This is a genomic window from Nocardioides marinus (assembly GCF_013408145.1).
Lineage (GTDB): Bacteria > Actinomycetota > Actinomycetes > Propionibacteriales > Nocardioidaceae > Nocardioides > Nocardioides marinus.
Window position 1 is genome coordinate 3,898,443 of sequence record NZ_JACBZI010000001.1, and the last position, 19,094, is coordinate 3,917,536.

At 74.1% G+C, this 19,094-nt stretch carries 19 protein-coding genes; 12 read left to right on the top strand and 7 right to left on the bottom strand.

Features of this window, described 5'->3' with window-relative positions; all coding sequences use genetic code 11:
• Positions 1-139: 139 nt before the first annotated feature.
• Together BKA05_RS18295 and BKA05_RS18300 are read right to left on the bottom strand one after the other, a co-directional pair.
• The gene (locus BKA05_RS18295) at positions 140-715 is read right to left on the bottom strand and encodes an SACE_7040 family transcriptional regulator (protein ID WP_179532705.1); all 576 of its coding nucleotides are present in this window, start codon (positions 713-715) and stop codon (positions 140-142) included.
• Positions 712-2,304: an MFS transporter gene (locus tag BKA05_RS18300; RefSeq protein WP_179532706.1), complete on the bottom strand. Its 1,593-nt coding sequence runs from the start codon at positions 2,302-2,304 to the stop codon at positions 712-714. The genes BKA05_RS18295 and BKA05_RS18300 overlap by 4 nt, the downstream gene beginning before the upstream one ends.
• Positions 2,305-2,386: 82 nt before the next feature.
• On the opposite strand from BKA05_RS18300, the gene BKA05_RS18305 reads away from it, so the two are divergent.
• The 8 genes from BKA05_RS18305 to BKA05_RS18340 all read left to right on the top strand — a co-directional run bounded on the left by BKA05_RS18305 (position 2,387) and on the right by BKA05_RS18340 (position 12,452).
• Positions 2,387-3,028 carry a WHG domain-containing protein gene (locus BKA05_RS18305; RefSeq protein ID WP_179532707.1) on the top strand — a complete coding sequence of 214 codons (642 nt, stop codon included), beginning with the start codon at positions 2,387-2,389 and terminating at the stop codon, positions 3,026-3,028.
• Between the two features lie 68 nt (positions 3,029-3,096).
• Positions 3,097-4,359: a glycosyl hydrolase gene (locus BKA05_RS18310; RefSeq protein ID WP_179532708.1), complete on the top strand. Its 1,263-nt coding sequence runs from the start codon at positions 3,097-3,099 to the stop codon at positions 4,357-4,359.
• Between the two features lie 101 nt (positions 4,360-4,460).
• On the top strand, positions 4,461-6,005 hold the full coding sequence (locus tag BKA05_RS18315; RefSeq protein WP_179533324.1) for a carboxyl transferase domain-containing protein: 1,545 nt from the start codon (positions 4,461-4,463) through the stop codon (positions 6,003-6,005).
• A 59-nt stretch (positions 6,006-6,064) separates the two neighbouring features.
• Positions 6,065-7,912 carry an ATP-binding protein gene (locus BKA05_RS18320; RefSeq protein WP_179532709.1) on the top strand — a complete coding sequence of 616 codons (1,848 nt, stop codon included), beginning with the start codon at positions 6,065-6,067 and terminating at the stop codon, positions 7,910-7,912.
• Between the two features lie 88 nt (positions 7,913-8,000).
• Positions 8,001-8,945 (top strand): hydroxymethylglutaryl-CoA lyase, encoded by a 945-nt coding sequence (locus tag BKA05_RS18325; protein ID WP_179532710.1) that lies wholly within the window; start codon positions 8,001-8,003, stop codon positions 8,943-8,945.
• On the top strand, positions 8,942-10,039 hold the full coding sequence (locus tag BKA05_RS18330; RefSeq protein ID WP_179532711.1) for a hypothetical protein: 1,098 nt from the start codon (positions 8,942-8,944) through the stop codon (positions 10,037-10,039). Before BKA05_RS18325 ends, BKA05_RS18330 begins: the two co-directional genes overlap by 4 nt.
• Before the next feature lie 32 nt (positions 10,040-10,071).
• On the top strand, positions 10,072-11,241 hold the full coding sequence (locus tag BKA05_RS18335) for a hypothetical protein (protein WP_179532712.1): 1,170 nt from the start codon (positions 10,072-10,074) through the stop codon (positions 11,239-11,241).
• Positions 11,238-12,452: a hypothetical protein gene (locus BKA05_RS18340; protein WP_179532713.1), complete on the top strand. Its 1,215-nt coding sequence runs from the start codon at positions 11,238-11,240 to the stop codon at positions 12,450-12,452. Before BKA05_RS18335 ends, BKA05_RS18340 begins: the two co-directional genes overlap by 4 nt.
• On the opposite strand, the gene BKA05_RS18345 is transcribed toward BKA05_RS18340, so the two are convergent.
• Complete coding sequence (locus BKA05_RS18345) at positions 12,413-13,105, bottom strand: EcsC family protein (protein ID WP_343045752.1); 693 nt, start codon at positions 13,103-13,105, stop codon at positions 12,413-12,415. The two genes, BKA05_RS18340 and BKA05_RS18345, sit on opposite strands and share 40 nt — an antisense overlap.
• A gap of 137 nt (positions 13,106-13,242) precedes the next feature.
• Here BKA05_RS18345 and aat point away from each other — a divergent pair, with 137 nt between their 5' ends.
• Together aat and BKA05_RS18355 are read left to right on the top strand one after the other, a co-directional pair.
• A complete protein-coding gene (gene aat / locus BKA05_RS18350; RefSeq protein ID WP_179532714.1) occupies positions 13,243-13,923 on the top strand; it encodes a leucyl/phenylalanyl-tRNA--protein transferase in 681 nt (226 codons plus the stop codon).
• A gap of 175 nt (positions 13,924-14,098) precedes the next feature.
• Complete coding sequence (locus BKA05_RS18355; RefSeq protein ID WP_179532715.1) at positions 14,099-14,566, top strand: hypothetical protein; 468 nt, start codon at positions 14,099-14,101, stop codon at positions 14,564-14,566.
• Positions 14,567-14,588: 22 nt separating this feature from the next.
• Here the strand turns inward: BKA05_RS18355 and BKA05_RS18360 are convergent, their stop codons facing one another.
• Both BKA05_RS18360 and BKA05_RS18365 read right to left on the bottom strand, forming a co-directional pair.
• Positions 14,589-15,221: a DUF305 domain-containing protein gene (locus BKA05_RS18360; protein WP_179532716.1), complete on the bottom strand. Its 633-nt coding sequence runs from the start codon at positions 15,219-15,221 to the stop codon at positions 14,589-14,591.
• Between the two features lie 7 nt (positions 15,222-15,228).
• The gene (locus BKA05_RS18365; protein ID WP_179532717.1) at positions 15,229-15,558 is read right to left on the bottom strand and encodes a rhodanese-like domain-containing protein; all 330 of its coding nucleotides are present in this window, start codon (positions 15,556-15,558) and stop codon (positions 15,229-15,231) included.
• 293 nt (positions 15,559-15,851) lie between these two features.
• Here BKA05_RS18365 and BKA05_RS18370 point away from each other — a divergent pair, with 293 nt between their 5' ends.
• Positions 15,852-16,526, top strand: coding sequence for a DUF4396 domain-containing protein (locus BKA05_RS18370; RefSeq protein WP_246289831.1), 675 nt, complete (start codon positions 15,852-15,854; stop codon positions 16,524-16,526).
• A 125-nt stretch (positions 16,527-16,651) separates the two neighbouring features.
• On the opposite strand, the gene BKA05_RS18375 is transcribed toward BKA05_RS18370, so the two are convergent.
• Both BKA05_RS18375 and BKA05_RS18380 read right to left on the bottom strand, forming a co-directional pair.
• Entirely contained in the window at positions 16,652-17,533 is an 882-nt protein-coding gene (locus BKA05_RS18375) for an Fpg/Nei family DNA glycosylase (RefSeq protein ID WP_179532718.1), read from the bottom strand.
• A 9-nt stretch (positions 17,534-17,542) separates the two neighbouring features.
• Positions 17,543-17,758 (bottom strand): hypothetical protein, encoded by a 216-nt coding sequence (locus BKA05_RS18380; RefSeq protein ID WP_179532719.1) that lies wholly within the window; start codon positions 17,756-17,758, stop codon positions 17,543-17,545.
• 89 nt (positions 17,759-17,847) lie between these two features.
• On the opposite strand from BKA05_RS18380, the gene BKA05_RS18385 reads away from it, so the two are divergent.
• Positions 17,848-19,038, top strand: coding sequence for an ATP-binding protein (locus BKA05_RS18385; RefSeq protein WP_179532720.1), 1,191 nt, complete (start codon positions 17,848-17,850; stop codon positions 19,036-19,038).
• Positions 19,039-19,094: the final 56 nt, after the last annotated feature.

Here is a 19,094-nt window from a genome sequence, read left to right on the forward strand (position 1 = left end):
CCGCATTCGAATCAATGCTCACCGCACGCTCGGCGTGCGTTCGACTGCGGACTACCCCGCCCGCACCACCAGCCCCCCGCGGGTCGACCCGGCGCGAACCTACGCCGGGTCGGCAGGGACGGCGGGTCGAGCCGGCGTATCAATACGCCGGTTCGGCACCCCCGACGCCGACGCCCAGGGCCCCCAGCGCCATCGAGGAGAGCACCCGGCGCATCTCGGTGTCGGGGAGCAGGCCGGAGTGGGGGGTGGAGTTGATCAGGCCGAAGGCGGCGTGCGCCATCGCGCGGGCGGCGTCGAGGGTGAGGTCGGGGTGGAGGGCGCGGAGCTGGTCGGCCCAGACGTCGACGTACGCGCGCTGGGTGGCCCGCACCTCCTCGCGGGCCTGCTCGGGCAGCGAGGACCAGTCGCGGTCCTGGACGACGATGAGCGGGCGGTGCTCGAGCGCGAAGCCGACGTGGTGGTCCACCAGCGCAGCCAGCGCCGCCGAGGGCGAGCCGGCCGAGCCGACGCAGGCACGACCGCCGTCGAGCAGCCAGCGGCTGATCGAGACCAGCATCTCGGCAAGCACGGCGTCCTTGGAGGCGAAGTGCTTGTAGAGCGCCGGGCCGGAGATGCCGCAGGCCGCGCCCAGGTCGGCGACCGAGACGCCGTGGAAGCCACGGGCCGCGAACAGCTCGGCGGCGGTGCCGAGGATCTGCTCGCGGCGGGTGGTCACCCCGGCAGGTTAGCGGCCGTTAACTCCTCGGCGTCCTCCTCGGCCGGCTCCTGGACCTGCTGGGCGAAGCGCCGGCCCGGCAGCGCGACCAGCGAGAAGACTGCTCCCAGCAGGCACAACGTGCCGATCACCTGGCAGCCCGTGTGCAGGCCGAGGAGGAAGGCCTCGTGGACGCCGTCGACCAGGCGCGGGTCCGCCGCGGCCAGTGCGTCGGCGACCGCGACTGCCTCCGATGCCTGCTCGAGCGCCGCCGCGTCCGGCCCACCGGGCAGCTGGCCGAGCCGCTCGACCAGCCGGTCGGCGTACAACGAGGAGAACAACGAACCGATCACGGCGACGCCCAGCGTGCCGCCGAGCTCGCGGGTCGCGTCGTTGACCGCCGACCCGACACCGGCGCGGGCGGGGGGCAGCACCTGGAGGATCGACTCCGTGGCCGGCGTGCTGATCAGTCCCAGACCGGTGCCCATCAGCAGCATCTGCGGCACGATCACGGTGGGGTAGGAGGCGTCGACCGCCACCGTGGAGATCCACAGGAACGACGACCCCAGCAGGGTCATGCCGACCGTGACCACGGCCTTGGTGCCGACCCGGGGCGCCAGCAGCCCGCCCACGATCGAGGCGATCGCGATGCTCGTGGCGACCGGCAGGATGCGGACGCCCGTGCCGAGCGCGGAGTGGTCGCGCACGAACTGGAAGTACTGCGTGATGAGGAAGATGAAGCCGAACAGCGCGAAGAAGCTGATCGTGACCGCCACCGCCGCCGCGCTGAAGCGGCGGTCGCGGAAGAGCGTCACGTCCAGCATCGGGTGCGGGGTACGTCGCTCGTGCCGGACGAAACCCACGAGCAGGGCCACCACGACCGCGAAGCCGACCAGCGTCGGGGTCGCGGTCCAGCCCCGCTCGGGAGCCTCGATGATCGTGTAGGTCAGCAGGCCGAGCGCCGCCACGGAGACGGCCAGGCCGGTGCGGTCCAGGGCCGGCACCGACGGGTCGCGCGACTCCGGCACGAAGGCCACCGTGAGCCCCATCGCCACCGCTGCGACGGGCACCATCGCCCAGAACACCGCGTGCCAGGTGAGGTGCTCCAGGAGCAGGCCGCCCGACACCGGCCCGGCGGCCACGCCGACCCCGACGGCGGCGCCCCACAGGCCCAGGGCCGCCGCGCGCTCGCGGCGCTCGGGGAAGGCGTTGGCGATGATCGACAGCGTGGTGGGGAAGATCAGCGCGGCGCAGGTGCCCATCACGAAGCGCAGCGCGATCAGGGCCTCGCTGGAGTCGACCAGCGCCGCGAGCCCGCTGGCCAGGGCGAACCCCCCGAGCCCGGTCAGCAGCGCGGGTCGACGCCCCCACCGGTCCGACAGGCTGCCCATGGCCAGCACCAGGGCGGCGAAGGAGAGGTTGTAGCCGTCGACGATCCACAGCAGGTCGCGGGTGGTGGCATCGAGCTCGCGACCCAGGGTGGGGAGCGCGACGTTGACGATCGTGGTGTCGATGTTGATCGCGAGCACCGAGACGCAGACGGTCAGCAGCACCAGGGGCTTGCGGGTGGTGGTGGGTGGCACGGGCGCTCCCCGGTCGTGGGCGGACATATGTGGACGGTGTGAACATGGAGCGTGGCCCACGCATGTGGACGGTGTCAACATGCGGAGCGGAAATTGTTAGGCTCCGGGCGTGACCCCTCGCGACGGCTACCACCACGGCAACCTCCGGGAGGCCCTCGTCGACGCCGCCGTCGAGCTCGCGGGCGCCTCGGGACCCGAGGGGGTGGTGCTCCGCGCGGTCACCCGCCGGGTCGGGGTCTCCCCGAACGCGGCGTACCGGCACTTCGCCGACCGCGAGGCACTGCTCACCGAGGTCGCGTCCCGCGCGATGGCCGCGCTCACCCGCAGCATGGTCGTCCGTCAGGACGCCGTCGCCGAGCCGGACCCGGTGGTCCGGGCGGTGGCGCGGCTGGAGGCGATCGGGCGGGGGTACGTCGACTTCGCCCTCGCCGAGCCCGGCCTGTTCCGCGTCTGCTTCGCCGCGCCGCCGGAGGTGGCGCTGGCCTGGGACTCCCGGGCCGAGGGCGAGCCGGCCCCGGACCCGACCGCCGATCCGTTCGGCGTCCTGAACGCTGCCCTCGACGAGCTGGTCGACGTGGGCTGGCTCGACCCGGTGCGGCGGACGGGTGCCGAGGTGCTGTGCTGGTCGACGGTCCACGGGTTCGCGACGCTCCACCTCGACGGGCCTCTGCGCGACGCGACCCCCGAGGAGCGGGAGCACAGCCTGGCCCTCGCGCTGGCGCACGTCTCGCGCGGCCTCGGACCCGCCTGAGCCCGACCGCACCCCCGGTCTGACCCGAACCGGTGCGTCCCTCACCAGCCGTCGCGGATGATGGGGGCATGACGGGGGAGAGCAGGCGATCGCGGCGGGCGGCCGCGACCTTCGCCCTGGCCGTCGCCCTGGTGGCCACCGGCGCCTTCCACATGCTGCTGGTGACCACCGACCTCGACGGCGCCTTCGCCGGCACCCGGGACACCGCCGAGGCCAGTCCCGACGCGGGCCCCACACCGCAGCCCACCCCACCCTCCACCCCCGGTGCGCTGCCGCTGGACCCGCCGCCCAGCACTGCCGACCCGACCCCCACCGAGCCCGTGCGCACCTGCCGGCCGCGCACGGAGCCGGTCGACCCCGAGGCCGATGCGGCGGCGCTCTGCCTGGCCGAGACGCTCGACCGCTGGCTGGCCGACGGCGTCACCGCGGTCGGCCAGCAGGTCAACATCTCCAGCGACTCCTGGGACGAGCCGCTGTGGCGGCTGGAGCCGCAGCGGCCCGCGGTCGTCGGCTTCGACCTCGACGAGCTGGTCGCCGCCGCCCGCCGCGGCACCGACTGGACCGAGGACCTCGCGCTGATGGCCGCCGACGGGGTCGTCCTCACCGCTTCCTGGCACGCGCCCAACCCCTTCAGCGGCGGCGACTCCTTCGACCGCAGCGGGGCCGACCGGCTCGACGTCCTGCTGAAGCAGGACAGCGTGCCCGCCCGCCGTTTCGACGAGGAGTGGGCGGAGGTGCTCGACGCCCTCGCCCGCCTGCAGGAGCAGGGTGCCGCGGTGCTGGTGCGCCCGCTGCACGAGGCCGGGGGCAGCTGGTTCTGGTGGGGTCGACCCGACCCCAGCACCTACCGGGCGCTCTTCGCGCACCTGCAGCAGCGGGCCGCCGACGCCGGCGTCCACAACCTGCTGTGGTCCTACGGTGCCGCGGTGCGCACCTGGGAGGGCGTCGACGAGCCGCTCTCGCTGCTGCCCGACCGCGTCGACCTCGTCGGCCTCGACACCTACGACTGCGAGAGCCCGCACCCCGACTGCGGCGGGCGCGACGCCGACGAGCTCGCGCGCGACGAGGTGGACCTGACCGGGTACGCCGAGCTGGTCGCCGCCGCGCCTCGTGCCGCGCTGACCGAGGTCGGCCCCGCCCACTCGCCCGACGGCACCTGGGACCCCGCGGTCATCACCCGCACCCTGGCCGAGCAGGGCCTCCCCGCGGCCTACGCGCTGCTGTGGTTCGACGACTCGTTCGGGCGCAAGCAGGTCTCCTCGCTCAAGGGCGGGCAGGCCTGGCTGCAGTCGTGTCCTGACGCGCTGTGCCCGGTGGGCGCCGCGGGCTGAAGCCGAGCCGGCGTATCAATACGCCGGTTCGGCGGGAAGCGGGCCATCGGGCGGTGGCGCCGCAGGTTAACGATCGCTAACCTGCTCGGGTGAGCACCCAGATGCGCGACCTCGTCGACGAGCTGCGCCAGCGCCTCGCGACGGTGCGACAGGGCGGCAGCGAGGCCGCGAGGACCAAGCACACCGACCGCGGGAAGCTGCTGGTGCGCGACCGGGTCGACCGGTTGCTCGACCCGGGCAGCCCGTTCCTGGAGCTGAGCCCGCTGGCGGCGTACGGGATGTACGGCGCGCCGGGGGAGACCCCCGTCCCGAGCGCCGGGGTGGTCGGCGGCATCGGTCGCATCCACGGCCGCGAGTGCGTCGTCGTGGCCAACGACGCCACGGTCAAGGGCGGCACCTACTACCCGATGACGGTCAAGAAGCACCTGCGCGCGCAGACGATCGCGGCCGAGAACAACCTGCCGTGCATCTACCTCGTCGACTCCGGCGGCGCGTTCCTGCCGATGCAGGACGAGGTCTTCCCCGACCGTGAGCACTTCGGCCGGATCTTCTTCAACCAGGCGAACATGTCGGCCCGCGGCATCCCGCAGATCGCCTCGGTGATGGGCTCGTGCACCGCCGGCGGCGCCTACGTCCCGGCGATGAGCGACGAGACGGTCATCGTCAAGGAGCAGGGCACGATCTTCCTCGGCGGCCCGCCGCTGGTGAAGGCCGCGACCGGCGAGGTCGTCACCGCCGAGGAGCTCGGCGGCGGCGAGGTGCACGCACGCCGCTCGGGCGTGGTCGACCACCTCGCCGACGACGACGCCCATGCGCTGGCGATCGTGCGCGGCATCGTCGACACGTTCAGCAGGCCGGTCTCGACGGGCTCGACCAACGGTGGCGCTCCGTGGGAGGTTCGCGAGCCCGAGGAGCCGCTGGAGTCGCCGGAGTCGATCTACGACGTCGTCCCCGCCGACGTGCGCACGCCCTACGACGTCCGCGACGTGATCCGCCGCATCGTCGACGGCTCCCGGATGCAGGAGTTCAAGGCGCTGTACGGCGAGACGCTGGTCTGCGGGTTCGCGCACGTGTGGGGCCACCCGGTCGGGATCGTCGCCAACAACGGCATCCTGTTCAGCGAGTCCGCCCTCAAGGGCGCGCACTTCATCGAGCTGTGCAACCAGCGCGGCATCCCGCTGGTCTTCCTGCAGAACATCTCCGGCTTCATGGTCGGCCGGGAGTACGAGAACAACGGCATCGCCCGCGACGGCGCCAAGCTGGTCACCGCGGTCGCCTGCTCGGTGGTCCCCAAGTTCACCGTCGTGATCGGCGGCTCGTACGGCGCCGGCAACTACGGCATGTGCGGGCGCGCCTACGACCCGCGGTTCTTGTGGATGTGGCCCAACGCCCGGATCTCGGTGATGGGCGGTGAGCAGGCCGCCTCGGTGCTCGCCACCGTCGCCGGGCGTCCCGACGACGAGGAGTTCAAGGAGCCGATCCGCGCGCAGTACGAGGAGCAGGGCTCGCCCTACTACGCCTCGGCGCGGCTGTGGGACGACGGGATCATCGACCCCGCCGACACCCGCCGGGTCCTCGGCATGGCGCTCTCGGCCGCGGCCAACGCGCCGGTGGCCGACCCCTCCTACGGCATTTTCCGCATGTAGGTGGTCCAGGTGCGAGCGAAGCGAGCCACGAGACCCAGCGACCCACACGAAGGCCCCCGATGAACACCCTCCTCATCGCCAACCGCGGCGAGATCGCCCGCCGCGTGATCCGCACCGCCCGCCGCCTGGGCTGGCGCACGGTCGCGATCCACTCCGACATCGACGCCGAGGCGCTGCACGTGCGGGAGGCCGACGACGCCGTGCGGGTGGAGTCCTACCTCGACGTCGACGAAGTCGTGGCTGCCGCCCGCGAGGCCGGCGCCGGCTTCGTCCACCCCGGTTACGGCTTCCTCTCCGAGCGGGCCCCCTTCGCCCGGGCGCTGGCCGAGGCCGGCATCACCCTGGTCGGCCCCAGCGCCGAGGTCATGGACGCGATGGGCCGCAAGGACGCCGCCCGCGAGGTCGCGGTCGCCGCCGGCGTGCCGGTCGTGCCGTCCTACGACCTCGACGACGACCCCGCGACCTTCGCCTACCCCGTGCTGGTCAAGGCCGCGGCCGGCGGCGGCGGCAAGGGCATGCGTGTCGTGCGCAGCGCCGCCGACTACGCCGAGGGCTTCGCCGCCGCCCAGCGCGAGGCGCGCTCGGCGTTCGGCGACGACACCATCCTGGTGGAGAAGTACGTCGAGTCCGGCCGCCACATCGAGGTGCAGGTCATGGGGGACACCCACGGCCACGTCGTGCACCTCTTCGAGCGCGACTGCTCGACCCAGCGCCGGCACCAGAAGGTCCTGGAGGAGGCGCCGGCCCCGGCGATCACCGACGAGCAGCGCGCGGCGATCACCGGCTCGGCCGTGGCGCTGGCCGCGCAGTGCGGCTACACCGGCGCGGGCACCGTGGAGTTCCTGCTGGACAACGCGACCGGGGAGTTCTACTTCCTGGAGATGAACACCCGCCTCCAGGTCGAGCACCCCGTCACCGAGGAGGTCGTGCGGGTCCGCGGCGAGCGGGTCGACCTCGTCGAGCTGCAGCTGCGGGTCGCGACCGGTGAGCCGCTGGGCATCGACCAGGCCGACGTCACGCTCGAGGGCCACGCCATCGAGGCGCGGGTCTACGCCGAGGACTCCTTCGGCGGGTTCCTCCCGCAGGCCGGGCGCGCCGGGGAGGTGCGCTGGCCGACCGGCGACCGGGTCCGCGTGGACCACTCGCTGGTCTCCGGCCAGGAGGTCTCGACGTCGTACGACCCGATGCTGGGCAAGGTTATCGCCGGCGGCACCGATCGCGAGGACGCTCGGCGCCGTCTGGTCGCCGCCCTCGACGAGACCGTCGTGCTCGGGCTGACGACCAACACCGGGTTCCTGCGCGCGCTCGCCGACCACGCCGCCTTCCGCGACGTGGGGCACGAGGGGGGTCTCGACACCGCCTGGCTCGACCGCGTCGACGTCGCGGCCGAGGTCCCCGCTCCCAGCCCCGAGGAGGCGCGGCACCTCGCCGCCTGGGCCGTCCACCTCGCCGAGTCCGAGCCCACCGGTCCCTTCGCCTCCGACGGCTTCCGCCTGGGCGCGCCCCCCGCGCCGGTCGTGGTGCCCCTCGACGAGGACGTCGTCCTCGGCCGCCGCCCCCGCCTCGACCCCGCCGCCCACGTCACCCCGGCCACGGTCGAGGTCGTGCTGCGCGGGCAGCGCTTCCGCTTCGAGCGCGGCGACCTGGCCGCCGACCACGCCGACGAGCACACCGGCGACCTGGTCGCCCCCATGCCCGGCACCGTCCTCGACGTCCGCGTCGGGGCCGGCACGAGCGTGGAGGAGGGGCAGGTGCTCGGCGTGCTGGAGGCGATGAAGATGGAGCTCGCGCTCAAGGCGCCGTACGCCGGCACCGTGACCGTCGTCGACGCGACCGTGGGACGCCAGGTGCCCCTGGGGCACGTGCTGTTCCACGTGGAACCACAGGGTCAGGAGGGCCAGGAGTGACCGGATCGCTGTCGGGGACCGCGGGGACGTCATACGGACGGGACGTCCCCCACCGCTGCGCGTATGACGTCCCGCGGTGGGTCGAGGCATGACCGGCGTCATCACCCGCGCCACCCCGGTGCCCTCGCCGGGGCTGCCCGGACGGGTGCGGATCTACGAGGTCGGCCCGCGCGACGGCCTGCAGAACGAGCAGGGCGTGATCCCGGTGGAGGTCAAGGAGGAGTTCGTGCGGCGGCTGCTCGCCGCCGGGCTGCCCGTCGTCGAGGCCACTTCCTTCGTCCACCCCCGCTGGGTCCCGCAGCTGGCCGACGCCGCCGAGCTGATGGGCCGTCTGGGCGACGACGGCCGCGACTGTCCTGTGCTGGTCCCCAACGAGCGCGGCCTCGACCGGGCGCTCGAGCTCGGCCTGCGCCATGTCGCCGTCTTCGCCAGCGCGACCGAGACCTTCGCGGCCAAGAACCTCAACCGCACGCTGGAGACCCAGCTCGAGATGTTCGCCCCGACCGTCGAGCGTGCGCTCGCCGCGGGGATGGACGTCCGCGCCTACGTCTCGATGTGCTTCGGCGACCCGTGGGAGGGTCCGGTCGCGCCCGAGCAGGTCGTCGAGGTGGGGCAGCGGCTGCTGGCGATGGGTGCCACCGAGCTCAGCCTCGGCGACACCATCGGCGTGGGCACCGCGGGCCACGTCACGGCGCTGGTGGAGGCGTTCACCGCCGCGGGCACCGACGTCGACCGGCTCGCGCTGCACTTCCACGACACCTACGGCCAGGCCCTCTCCAACGTCCAGGCCGGGCTGCGCGCCGGCGTGACGACGTACGACGCCAGCGCCGGCGGCCTCGGCGGGTGCCCGTACGCGCAGAGCGCCACCGGCAACCTCGCGACCGAGGACCTCGTGTGGCTGCTCGACGGCCTGGGCATCGACCACGGGGTCGACCTCGAGGCCCTCGTGGCGACCAGCGCCTGGATGGCGCAGCAGCTCGGGCGCCCCAGCCCCTCCGCCGTCGTGCGCGCGCTGGCACAATCCACCTCGTGACATCCCAGCGTCGGGTCTACCTGCACATCGGTGCGCCGAAGACCGGCACCACCTACGTGCAGGACCGACTCAGCCGCAACGCCAAGACCCTGGCCCAGCACGGCGTCCACTTCCCCTCGCGCGCGCCGCTGGTGAGCCCGGGGATGTTCCACTTCCGCGCCGCGCTGGACCTGCTCGGCCAGGACTGGGGCGGCGAGCAGGGACACGCCGAGGGCAGCTGGGACGCGCTCGTGCGCCGGGTGCGCCGCTCCCGCGGCACCGTGATCGTCAGCCACGAGATCCTCGCCCCCGCGCCCGCCCAGGCCGTCGCGCGGGCCAAGGCCGAGCTCGGCGCCGGCGACGACCTGCACGTCGTCTACGGCGTGCGCGACCTCGCCCGGCAGCTGCCCGCCGCCTGGCAGGAGAGCATCAAGCAGGGTCGCAAGTGGACCTACCGCAACTTCCTGCGCAAGACCCGCAGCGGAAAGCCGTGGTTCTACCGCGCCTTCGACGTGCCCGCGGTGCTCAGCACCTGGTCGGCCGGCCTGCCCCCGGAGAACGTCCACGTCGTCACCGTCCCGCAGTCCGGCACCGCCGGCCCCCACGAGCTGTGGCACCGCTTCTGCCGTGCCGTCGACATCGACCCGGCCTGGGCGCCGGAGGAGTCGCGGCGCACCAACCCCTCGCTCGGGGTGGCCGAGGCGGCGCTGATCCGCCGCCTCAACAAGCGCCTGGGGCGCCGGGTCCGCCGGGACGCCACGTACGACGACCTCGTGCGGGGGCTGCTGGCCGAGCAGGAGCTCGCGGGCCGGGAGAGCGCGAAGCTGCTGCTGCCGCCGGGCATGCACGACTGGGCCGAGGCGGAGTCCGCGCGCTGGGTGGAGTGGATCGAGCAGAGCGGCGTCGACGTCATCGGCGACCTCGAGGACCTCCGCCCGCTGCCCACCCGCCGCCGGGACTACGTCAACCCCGACAAGGTCACCTCCAAGGCCCAGCTGGCCGCCGCGCTCGACGCGCTCACGGTCATGACGCAGGAGGCGGCCCGCCGCGACGACCCCGAGCAGCAGCTCGCGCAGCGGCTGCGCACCGGCGTACGCCGCCTGCGGGAGTCGTGACCGTCGAGGGGCCGGCCCGAGCGGCCGCCTGGGTGACGCACCTGCGGGAGGGTGGCACCACCCCGTGGGCCGCGTGGACCGGCACCGTGGACGGCCCGGCCTCACCGCTCCTGCCCGGAGCCCAGCAGCTGGAGCTGCTGCGCCGGGTCAACCAGCGCGGGCCCGTCCCGCCGGCCCTCGTCGAGCGCGTGCTGAGCGCCAGCGCCGCCGGCCGTGGCCGACCCGACCTCGAGCTCGTGGGAGCCCGGCCGGCCTCGGAGTTCGGGCCGCCCCCGGTGGACCCGGCCGCCCTGCCGGCCGAGGAGCTGCTGCGCGTGGTGGCCCTGCTGCTGGCCGAGGACCTCGCCGCCGAGGGCTGCGTCGACCAGGAGCCCGACGACCTGGGGCGGCTGGTCGGTGACGCCGCGCGGCGGATGCGCCGCAGCGGCCGGGGGCCGTGGCTGCGGCCGTGGCGCACGAAGTACCGCCTGGTGGGCGACCCCTGGCGCGCCGACGCGCTGCGCCGGGACCTGACCGAGCGCGGCCGCCCGCCCGGTGGGCGCGGCGCCCTGGTGCTCGTCGTGGCCGACGACCTGGCCACGATGCTGGCCGACCTCTGGACCGACCGGTGCTTCTCCACCGGGGTCGCGGTCCCGGCGTGGGGTCCGTGGCTGGACTCGCTGGCCGGCGCGCGGCGCATCGCCCGGGGCGCGGACCCCGCGCTGGTGGCCGCCACCTGGGCCGAGCGGGTCGGGCGCGAGCGGGTGCGCGTGGTGCTCGACGACGGGCAGCTGCCCGCCCTCCTGGGCGTCCCCGCCCTCACCCCTCGTCCGCCCGTCCCGGCCGAGGCCGCCGAGCTGGCCCGTCTGGTCGCGAAGGCGCTCGGGCTGCGCGTCACCCCCGACGCGGGCCGGCGCATCATGCGCGAGCGGCTGCTGCCGCGCCTGCTGGACCACCCGGGGGCCCCGTTGGCGGTGCCGCCCGAGCACCACCGGTGGATCCACCGCCGATCGGTCCGGATCCGGGACGCCGTGCGCGCAGGTGACTACCCTGTCCTGGGCGAGGTGGACGGCCTGGTGAGCCGCCCGCGCGCCCTGGCCGCCTCCGGGGAGACCCTCTCCGGCGAGGCGGCGGACGAGCGGGTGCTGGCCCTGGCCGTGGACCTGCTCCTCGCACCGGACGGTGCGCAGGACCGCACCGGACCGCAGGAGGCAGGCACGTGAGCGCCCGGGTCCTGCTGCACGTCGGCACCCCCAAGACCGGCACGTCCCACCTCCAGGACGTGCTCTTCCGCAACCGCGACCGGCTGCGCCAGCACGACCTGCTCTACCCGGCCGACCGCTTCGACGCGCACTTCCTGGCCGCGCTGGACCTCATGGCGCTGCCCTGGGGCGGCCTGCAGGCCGAGGCGATCGGGCGCTGGGACGCGCTCGCCGAGCAGGTACGCCGCCACGACGGCACCGCGATCATCAGCCACGAGATCCTGGCCACCGCCTCGCGCAGCCAGGTCGGGCGGGCGATGCAGTCGCTGGCCCCCGACGACGGGACCGAGGTGCACCTGGTGCTCTCGGTGCGCGACCTGGTGCGTCAGATCCCCGCGGAGTGGCAGGAGAACGTCAAGCACCGCAGCACCATCACCTACGAGGAGTTCCTCGCCCAGCTGCGCGACCCCGAGCGCAAGGGCCGCATCGCCACGTGGTTCTGGGGAGTCCAGGAGATCCCCGACATCCTCGACCGGTGGGGCCACGACATCCCGCCCGAGCGCATCCACCTGGTCACCGTGCCGCCGCCCGGTGGGGCCCCGGACCTGCTGTGGAAGCGGTTCAGCAGCGTCCTCGGTCTCGACGGGATCGACCTCGAACTCGAGGCCGAGCGTGCCAACCCCTCCCTCGGCGTCCCCGAGACCGCGCTCGTGCGCCGCATCAACAAGGCGGTCAACCCGGTCCTCGACCCGCCCGACTACCGACCGCTGGTCCGCGAGCTGCTGGCCCACCAGACGCTGTCTCGACGCACCCGCACCCCCCGGCTGGCGCTCCCGCCCGACCTGCACGAGTGGGCCCGCGACCTGGGGGAGCGGTGGAGCGCGGAGGTGCGCCGCCGCGGGTACGACGTCGTCGGGGACCTCGCCGACCTCGAGCCCGGTCCGCCGCCGGAGCACTGGGCCGACCCCGACTCACCCCGCGAGTCGCAGGTCTCCGGTGCGGCCGTCGAGGCGATCCGCGCGCTGCTGGTCGAGAACGCCCGGATGCGCGCCGAGGAGGAGCGCCTGCGCCGTGAGCTGCACGAGGCCCGGGTCGCCCTGGACCGCAGCTTCCTTCGCCCGTCGTACCAGCTGCGCGAGAAGGCGCTGCGCGGGCTCCGCCGCACGGCGGTGGGCCGCGGGCTGCACCGGGTCTACCGCGTGGCGCGCGGCAGGAGCTCGCGGTCGGCGTAGCGGCCGATGCGCCAGGTGGCGTACCCGTCGGCTCCCATGCCCACGACGCCGCCCACGACCGGCACCCGTCGCCCGACGACGACGGCGAGTCGCTTGCCGGTCATCCGCGCGATGATGTCCGAGCCGACCTCGGTGGCCAGCCGCCGGTCCAGCGCCGGGTCGGCCACGGGTGCGGTGGCCAGCGCCATCGGGGGCGCGGGCAGGGTGCCGCGGTCCAGCAGCGCGTCGACCTGGTCGGCGCCGAGCAGGCAGGCCAGCACGGCGTTGCGCACCCGCGGGTCGTCGAGGTCGTAGCCGCGCAGGTGGGCGATCCCGGCGATCATCCGGCACTGCACGAGCGCCAGCCCGGTGATGTTGGCGGGGATCGCCACCGCGGCGGTCACCACGCCGCCGAGGTTGGTGAGGAACCCCTGCGCCCCGGCGTACCGGACGTGGTTCTCGATGACCTCGTGCACGGCCCGGTCGACGTCGCCGTCCTGCTCGCGCAGCTGGGCCTCCGCGGCCGCCGCGGCGCCCGGCAGCGGCCCGACGCCGCGGATCGCCCGCTCCAGCGCCTCGCGGACGAAGGTCTCGGTCACCCCGGGGGCCGCACCGGCGACCTTCGGGGCGAGTCGGCGGCCGACCATCGTGGCCACGCTGCGGCTTCTGCTCACGGGTGCTCCTCCACGGGGGTGCTGACGAGTCGTTCGAGGGCCTCCGGCCTGCGGGGCCCTCGCTCCTGATCGTACGGAGGACCGCACCACCTACCGGGGTCTGCCGGGTGGGACACCCGGCGCGTAGCGTGCCGCCAATGCCCATCGAGCCACCGCCCACGGCATGGTCCTTCGGGGATCCCCGTGGCTACGACGAGCTCGACGACCTGGTCGGTGTCGGGGCCGACCTGCGGCCGGGCACCCTGCTGGCGGCCTACCGGCGCGGGTTGTTCCCGATGCCCTCGGGCCACCGCGGTGACCCGGCGTACTGGTTCTGCCCGGTCCACCGCGGCGTGCTGCCCCTGGACGGCCTGCACGTCTCCCGGTCGCTGCGCCGCTCGCTGCGCGAGTTCGAGATCCGCGTCGACACCGCGTTCGAGGCGGTCGTGGCCGCCTGCGCCGACCCGCGCCGGCCGCAGGGCTGGATCGACGACGAGGTGCGGGCCGCCTACACCGAGCTGCACCGGCTGGGCTGGGCGCACTCGGTCGAGGCCTGGCAGGGCGACCGCCTGGTCGGGGGCCTGTACGGCGTGGCGATCGGTGGCCTCTTCGCGGGCGAGTCGATGTTCCACCGGGCGACCGACGCCTCCAAGGTGTGCCTCGTGGCGCTGGTGGAGATGCTGCGCGACGAGCACGCCGCCAAGCGGGTGCTGGACGTGCAGTGGCGCACCGACCACCTGGCCACGCTCGGTGTGGTCGAGATCGACCGGGCGACGTACCTCGCGCGGCTGCGCGTCGCCACCGGGCTGCCGCTGCCCGCGGCCTTCGCCGGCTGCTGACCGGTTGGCGAGCGGCAGGTGACCCGGGCCGGGCGTGCCGGCGAGCGAGGCTGAGCCGAGGCTGAGGGAGCGTTCAGGGGCCTCTTGGGATGGCGTGCCAGGGTCGCGGCCGGCCCCGGGATGCATGGCGGGGCCGTGAGCCGTCCCGACGAAAGGCCCCCCTGTGACGCTGCCCGTGAAGCTCTCCCCCCTCGCCCGTCTGACCCCCCTCGCGCTGGTCGTCGGCCTGTCGCTGAGCGCCTGCGGCTCCGACGACTCCTCCGAGGCCGGCGACGCCTCGGCCCAGGAGTCCGAGGGCACCAGCCTGGTCGCCAAGTCCGAGGACTTCTGCACCGCGCTGATGGCCACCGCCTCCGTCCAGGACGGCGCCGACGTGGCGGCCCTGCGCGACAGCCTCGAGGAGGCCGGGCTGCCCGAGGGCGCCGGGGAGGACGCGCAGGCCGGGCTCGAGGTCTACCTCGACGTGCTGGACCAGGTCGACGAGGACGCGACCGCGAAGGACCTGCAGACCATGCAGGACCCCGACCTGTCCAAGGCCGAGAAGGCCGAGGTCGACGCGATGGTCGCCTACGCGACCACCACGTGTGCCGGTGGTGCCGGCCAGGACTCCGAGACGCCCGAGAGCGAGACGCCGCAGGAGTAGCCCCGCGCCCCTGGCGACGCCCTCAGCCCAGCAGGCCCCGCATCGTCTCGATCTCGACGGTCTGGGACCGCTCGATCTCCTCGGCCAGCTCCACGGCCGGGCGGAACGTGCCGGTGGCCTGCTGGGCCTGCGCCATCTCCACGGCGCCCTCGTGGTGGGCGATCATCAGCTCCAGCCACAGCGCCGTGAACTCCTGGTCCGACGCCTCCTCCAGCGAGGCCAGCTGTGCGGAGGTGAGCATGCCGGGCATCGAGCCCGTGTCGTGACCCTCGTGGCCGTCCCTCCCCTCGAGCTCGGCCATCGCCTCGGAGGGGGAGTGGTCGCCGTGCCCGGCGAGGCTGTGATCGCGCACCGTGGCCGGCACCGGCTCGTCCCACGCGACCAGCCAGTCGGTCATCAGCTCGATCTCGGGCGCCTGCGCGTCCCGGATCTGCTCGGCCAGCGCGGCGACGTCCGCCTCGAGCCGGCGCTCGAGGGTCAGGTCGACCATGGCGAGCGCCTGGGCGTGGTGCTGCAGCATCTCGCCGGCGAAGGCCACGTCCTGGGCGCTGTGCTCGGTGTCGGAGAGCACCTGCGGGGTGGCGTCGTCGCCGCAGGCGGTCAGGGTCGTGAGGAGCAGCAACGGCAGCACCGTCGCGACGAGGAGGGCCCGCACGTCGCGCTCAGAGGACCGTCGGCTGGGCGCCGGTCTCGGAGACCATCGGGCGGCCGGCCGCCGCCCAGTCGAGCATGCCGCCGTCGAGGTTGATGGTCTCGTGGCCCTGCTGACCCAGCCACATGGCGGCCTGGGCGGAGCGACCGCCCACCTTGCAGACCACGAGGACGCGGCCCTCGGGCACCTCGTGGACCCGCTGGGGCAGCAGGCCCAGCGGGACGTGCAGCGCGCCCTCGATGTGCCCGGCGGCCCACTCCTCGGGCTCGCGGACGTCGAGGACGGTGACGTCCTCCGGGAGGTCGGCCGGCAGCAGGTCGACGCGGGTGGTGGGGATCATGGGTTCCTCGGGTCGGGGGCGAGGCGCAGCCGGGTGCCCCGGCCCGCGCGGGTCGGCCGCGCTGGTCGTTCTCCGGGGGGTTCCCGGCGCCGCCGAGAGTACGCGCCGCGACGGAGGCGCACGAGGCGGTCGTGCCTCGACGGTCACCCTGCCGGTGTCGGCGCGGACCGGAGGGGTGTGTCGTGCCCCTGAATCGGGGGTCACGGTGAGGAGCGAGACCACGTCACAACGCCGCCACGGGAGAGGAGAGCACGGCGGGAATATACCCCGGTGGGGTACCCGTTGACGACACCATGGCCCACGACACCAGCACCCACCAGCACCACGACGAGCACTCCGAGCACGACATGGCCAGCAACCGGATGGCGGTCTCCGCGACGCTGCACTGCCTCACCGGCTGCGCGATCGGGGAGATCACCGGTCTGATGATCGGCACGGCCCTGGGCCTGTCCACCCTCGCCACGATCCCGCTGGCCTTCGCGCTGGCCTTCCTCTTCGGCTACACGCTCTCGACCATGCCGCTGCTGCGCGCCGGAGCGGCGGTCGGTACGGCGCTGGGCGTCGTGCTGGCCGCCGACACGCTCTCCATCCTGACCATGGAGGTCGTCGACAACGTCGTGATGGCGCTCATCCCCGGCGCGATGGAGGCAGGCCTGGTCAACCCGGTGTTCTGGATCGGCATGCCGATCTCGCTCACCGTCGCGTTCTTCGCGGCGCTCCCGGTCAACAAGTGGCTGCTGTCCCGCGGCAAGGGTCACGCCCTGACCCACGAGTTCCACGGGGCCGCGGCCCAGCGCGCCTGGATCCCCGACCTGGCCACGCCGATCCTGGTCACGGCGATCGCCGCCTTCATGGCCGGCGGCCTGGTGGTCTCGCTCGCCGACGAGCTCGGCCTGCAACAGGGCTCCGGCGACTCCCACGCCGTGCACGAGACGCTCCCCGGCGGCACGGGATCCGCGGCCGGCTGAGCCTTGCGCGAGCGGGAAGGTCTGACTGATGTCAGTCAGACCTTCGGGTGTGCGGTCGAACCTTCGACCGCACCATGCAAGGTCCAGCCGACATCAGTCGAACCTTCCGGCTGCCCGACCGACCGCTACTTCAGCAGTCGCGACATCCGCCGGTCGGCCAGCGGCTTGCCGCCGGTCTGGCAGGTGGGGCAGTACTGCAGGCTGGAGTCTGCGAAGGACACCTCACGCACGGTGTCGCCGCACACGGGGCACGGCTGCCCGGTGCGCCCGTGCACGGCGAGGTTCGACTTCTTCTCGCCCTTGAGCTCGCTGGCCGCCAGTCCACGGGAGCGGTCGACGGCCGCGCCGAGGGTGGAGCGGAGGGCGGCGTACAACGTCGTGAGCTCCTCGGCCTCCAGCGTGCCGGCGGGCTTGAACGGCGACATCTTCGCGGCGTGCAAGATCTCGTCGGAGTAGGCGTTGCCGATGCCGGCGATGGTGCCCTGGTGGCGCAGCACGCCCTTGAGCTGCTTGCGCCCCTCGCGCTGGAGGATCTCGCCGAGCACCTCCTCGGTGAAGTCGTCGGTGAGCGGGTCGGGCCCCAGCGAGGCGATGCCCGGTACGTCCATCGGGTCCCGCACGACGTAGGCCGCCAGGCTCTTGCGGGTGCCGGCCTCGGTCACGTCGAGGCCCGGGGAGGTGCTGGTGCCGTCGTCGTCGAGCACGACGCGCAGCGCCAGCGTCGACTTGGGGCTCGGCTTCGGCGGGATGGCCGGGACCTCGTCGCGCCAGCGGATCCAGCCGGCGCGGGCCAGGTGCAGCACCAGGTGGGTGCCGGAGGCCTCGATGTCGAGGAACTTCCCGACGCGGCCGACCCGGTCGACCAGCGTCCCCTCGAGCGCCGAGATCGGCGGGTCGAAGGTCTTGAGCGCACTGAACTGCGGGACGTGGACCTTCACGATCGCGCGACCGTCCAGCCGGCCGCCCAGGTCGAGCGCCAGCGCCTCGACCTCCGGCAGCTCGGGCACGCCGCCATCCTAGGTGGCGGCGCGGACCACCAGCACGCCCGTGAGGACGACGTACGCCGCCAGCGCACCGAGCCCGAGGGTCATCGCCACGATCGCGACCGTGCGCATCGTCGGCGTGTGGTCGATCGAGCCGGAGCGGTAGGCGGCGGTCCTCCACAGCCCCACCGGCAGGGTCGCGAGGGTGATGAGCAGGGCGAGCCACCAGGCAGCGACGAGTGTGTCCATGCACCCCACGGTGCCCGCCGCGGGGGCGGTTGATGCGTGTCGCTAGCGCAATCTCGGGAAACCGCTAGAGACCCCGATATCGTCCGATCATGGATCCGATCCGCAACCCCTACGCCCCCGGCGCGGGTCAGCGCCCGCCGGAGCTGGCCGGTCGCGACGAGCAGCTGGCCGCCTTCGACGTGGTGCTGGAGCGGGTCGCCCGCGGCCGCGCCGAGCGCAGCCTGGTCCTCACCGGGCTGCGCGGGGTCGGCAAGACGGTCCTGCTCAACGCGCTGCGCTCGGCCGCCGTACGCCGCGGCTGGGGGACCGGCAAGCTCGAGGCGCGACCCGACCTGCCCCTGCGCCGACCGCTCTCCAGCGCGCTGCACCAGGCGGTCCGCGAGCTCGGGCACCCCGAGGAGGAGCAGCGCGACCACGTGCTCGGCGTGCTGCGCGCCTTCGCCGAGCGCGACGCGGGTCGCGACGCGAAGCTGCGCGACCGGTGGAGCCCCGGCATCGACGTACCCGCCGCACGCGGGCGCGCCGACTCCGGTGACATCGAGATCGACCTGGTCGAGCTGCTCACCGAGGTCGGCGGGCTGGCCCAGGACCTCGGCAAGGGCGTGGCGGTCTTCCTCGACGAGATGCAGGACCTCGGCCCCGCCGACGTCTCCGCCCTGTGCGCCGCCTGCCACGAGATCAGCCAGTCCGGCCTGCCCGTCATCGTCGTGGGCGCCGGGCTGCCGCACCTGCCGGCGGTGCTGAGTGCCAGCAAGTCCTACTCCGAGCGCCTCTTCGCCTACCAGCGCATCGACCGGCTCTCCCGCGACGCCGCCGACCGGGCGCTGGCCGCCCCGGCCGCCGAGGAGGAGGCGGAGTTCACGCCCGAGGGCCTCGAGGCGATGTACGCCGCCACCGGGGGCTACCCCTACTTCATCCAGGCCTACGGCAAGACCGTCTGGGACCTCGCCCCGCGCAGCCCGATCACCGCCGACGACGTGACGGTCGCGGCCCCCGAGGCCGAGCGCGAGCTGGCGGTGGGCTTCTTCGGGTCCCGCTACGAACGCGCCACCCCCGCCGAGCGCGACTACCTGCGGGCGATGGCCGACGCCGACTCCGGCGAGGACCCCGTCGGCGCGGTCGCCACCGCCGACGTCGCGGCCGTCCTGGGCAAGAAGCCCCAGTCGCTCTCGCCCGCCCGCGACGCGCTGCTGAAGAAGGGCTTGATCTACTCCGGCGAGCGCGGCCGGATCGCCTTCACCGTGCCGCACTTCGGGCGCTACCTGCGCGACCACGCCTGAGGCGCTGCACGCGGCGCCGACCCACCGGGCGGGTGGTGCCGCCCGGCCGCGGCGCC

Bases quoted from the DNA above. Each gene is read 5' to 3' on its own strand.
- BKA05_RS18300 (WP_179532706.1), bottom strand. From the start codon at position 2,304: ATGTCCGCCCACGACCGGGGAGCGCCCGTGCCACCCACCACCACCCGC.
- BKA05_RS18310 (WP_179532708.1), top strand. From the start codon at position 3,097: ATGACGGGGGAGAGCAGGCGATCGCGGCGGGCGGCCGCGACCTTCGCC.
- BKA05_RS18315 (WP_179533324.1), top strand. From the start codon at position 4,461: ATGCGCGACCTCGTCGACGAGCTGCGCCAGCGCCTCGCGACGGTGCGA.
- BKA05_RS18320 (WP_179532709.1), top strand. From the start codon at position 6,065: ATGAACACCCTCCTCATCGCCAACCGCGGCGAGATCGCCCGCCGCGTG.
- BKA05_RS18325 (WP_179532710.1), top strand. From the start codon at position 8,001: ATGACCGGCGTCATCACCCGCGCCACCCCGGTGCCCTCGCCGGGGCTG.
- aat (WP_179532714.1), top strand. From the start codon at position 13,243: ATGCCCATCGAGCCACCGCCCACGGCATGGTCCTTCGGGGATCCCCGT.
- BKA05_RS18365 (WP_179532717.1), bottom strand. From the start codon at position 15,558: ATGATCCCCACCACCCGCGTCGACCTGCTGCCGGCCGACCTCCCGGAG.
- BKA05_RS18370 (WP_246289831.1), top strand. From the start codon at position 15,852: ATGGCCCACGACACCAGCACCCACCAGCACCACGACGAGCACTCCGAG.
- BKA05_RS18380 (WP_179532719.1), bottom strand. From the start codon at position 17,758: ATGGACACACTCGTCGCTGCCTGGTGGCTCGCCCTGCTCATCACCCTC.
- BKA05_RS18385 (WP_179532720.1), top strand. From the start codon at position 17,848: ATGGATCCGATCCGCAACCCCTACGCCCCCGGCGCGGGTCAGCGCCCG.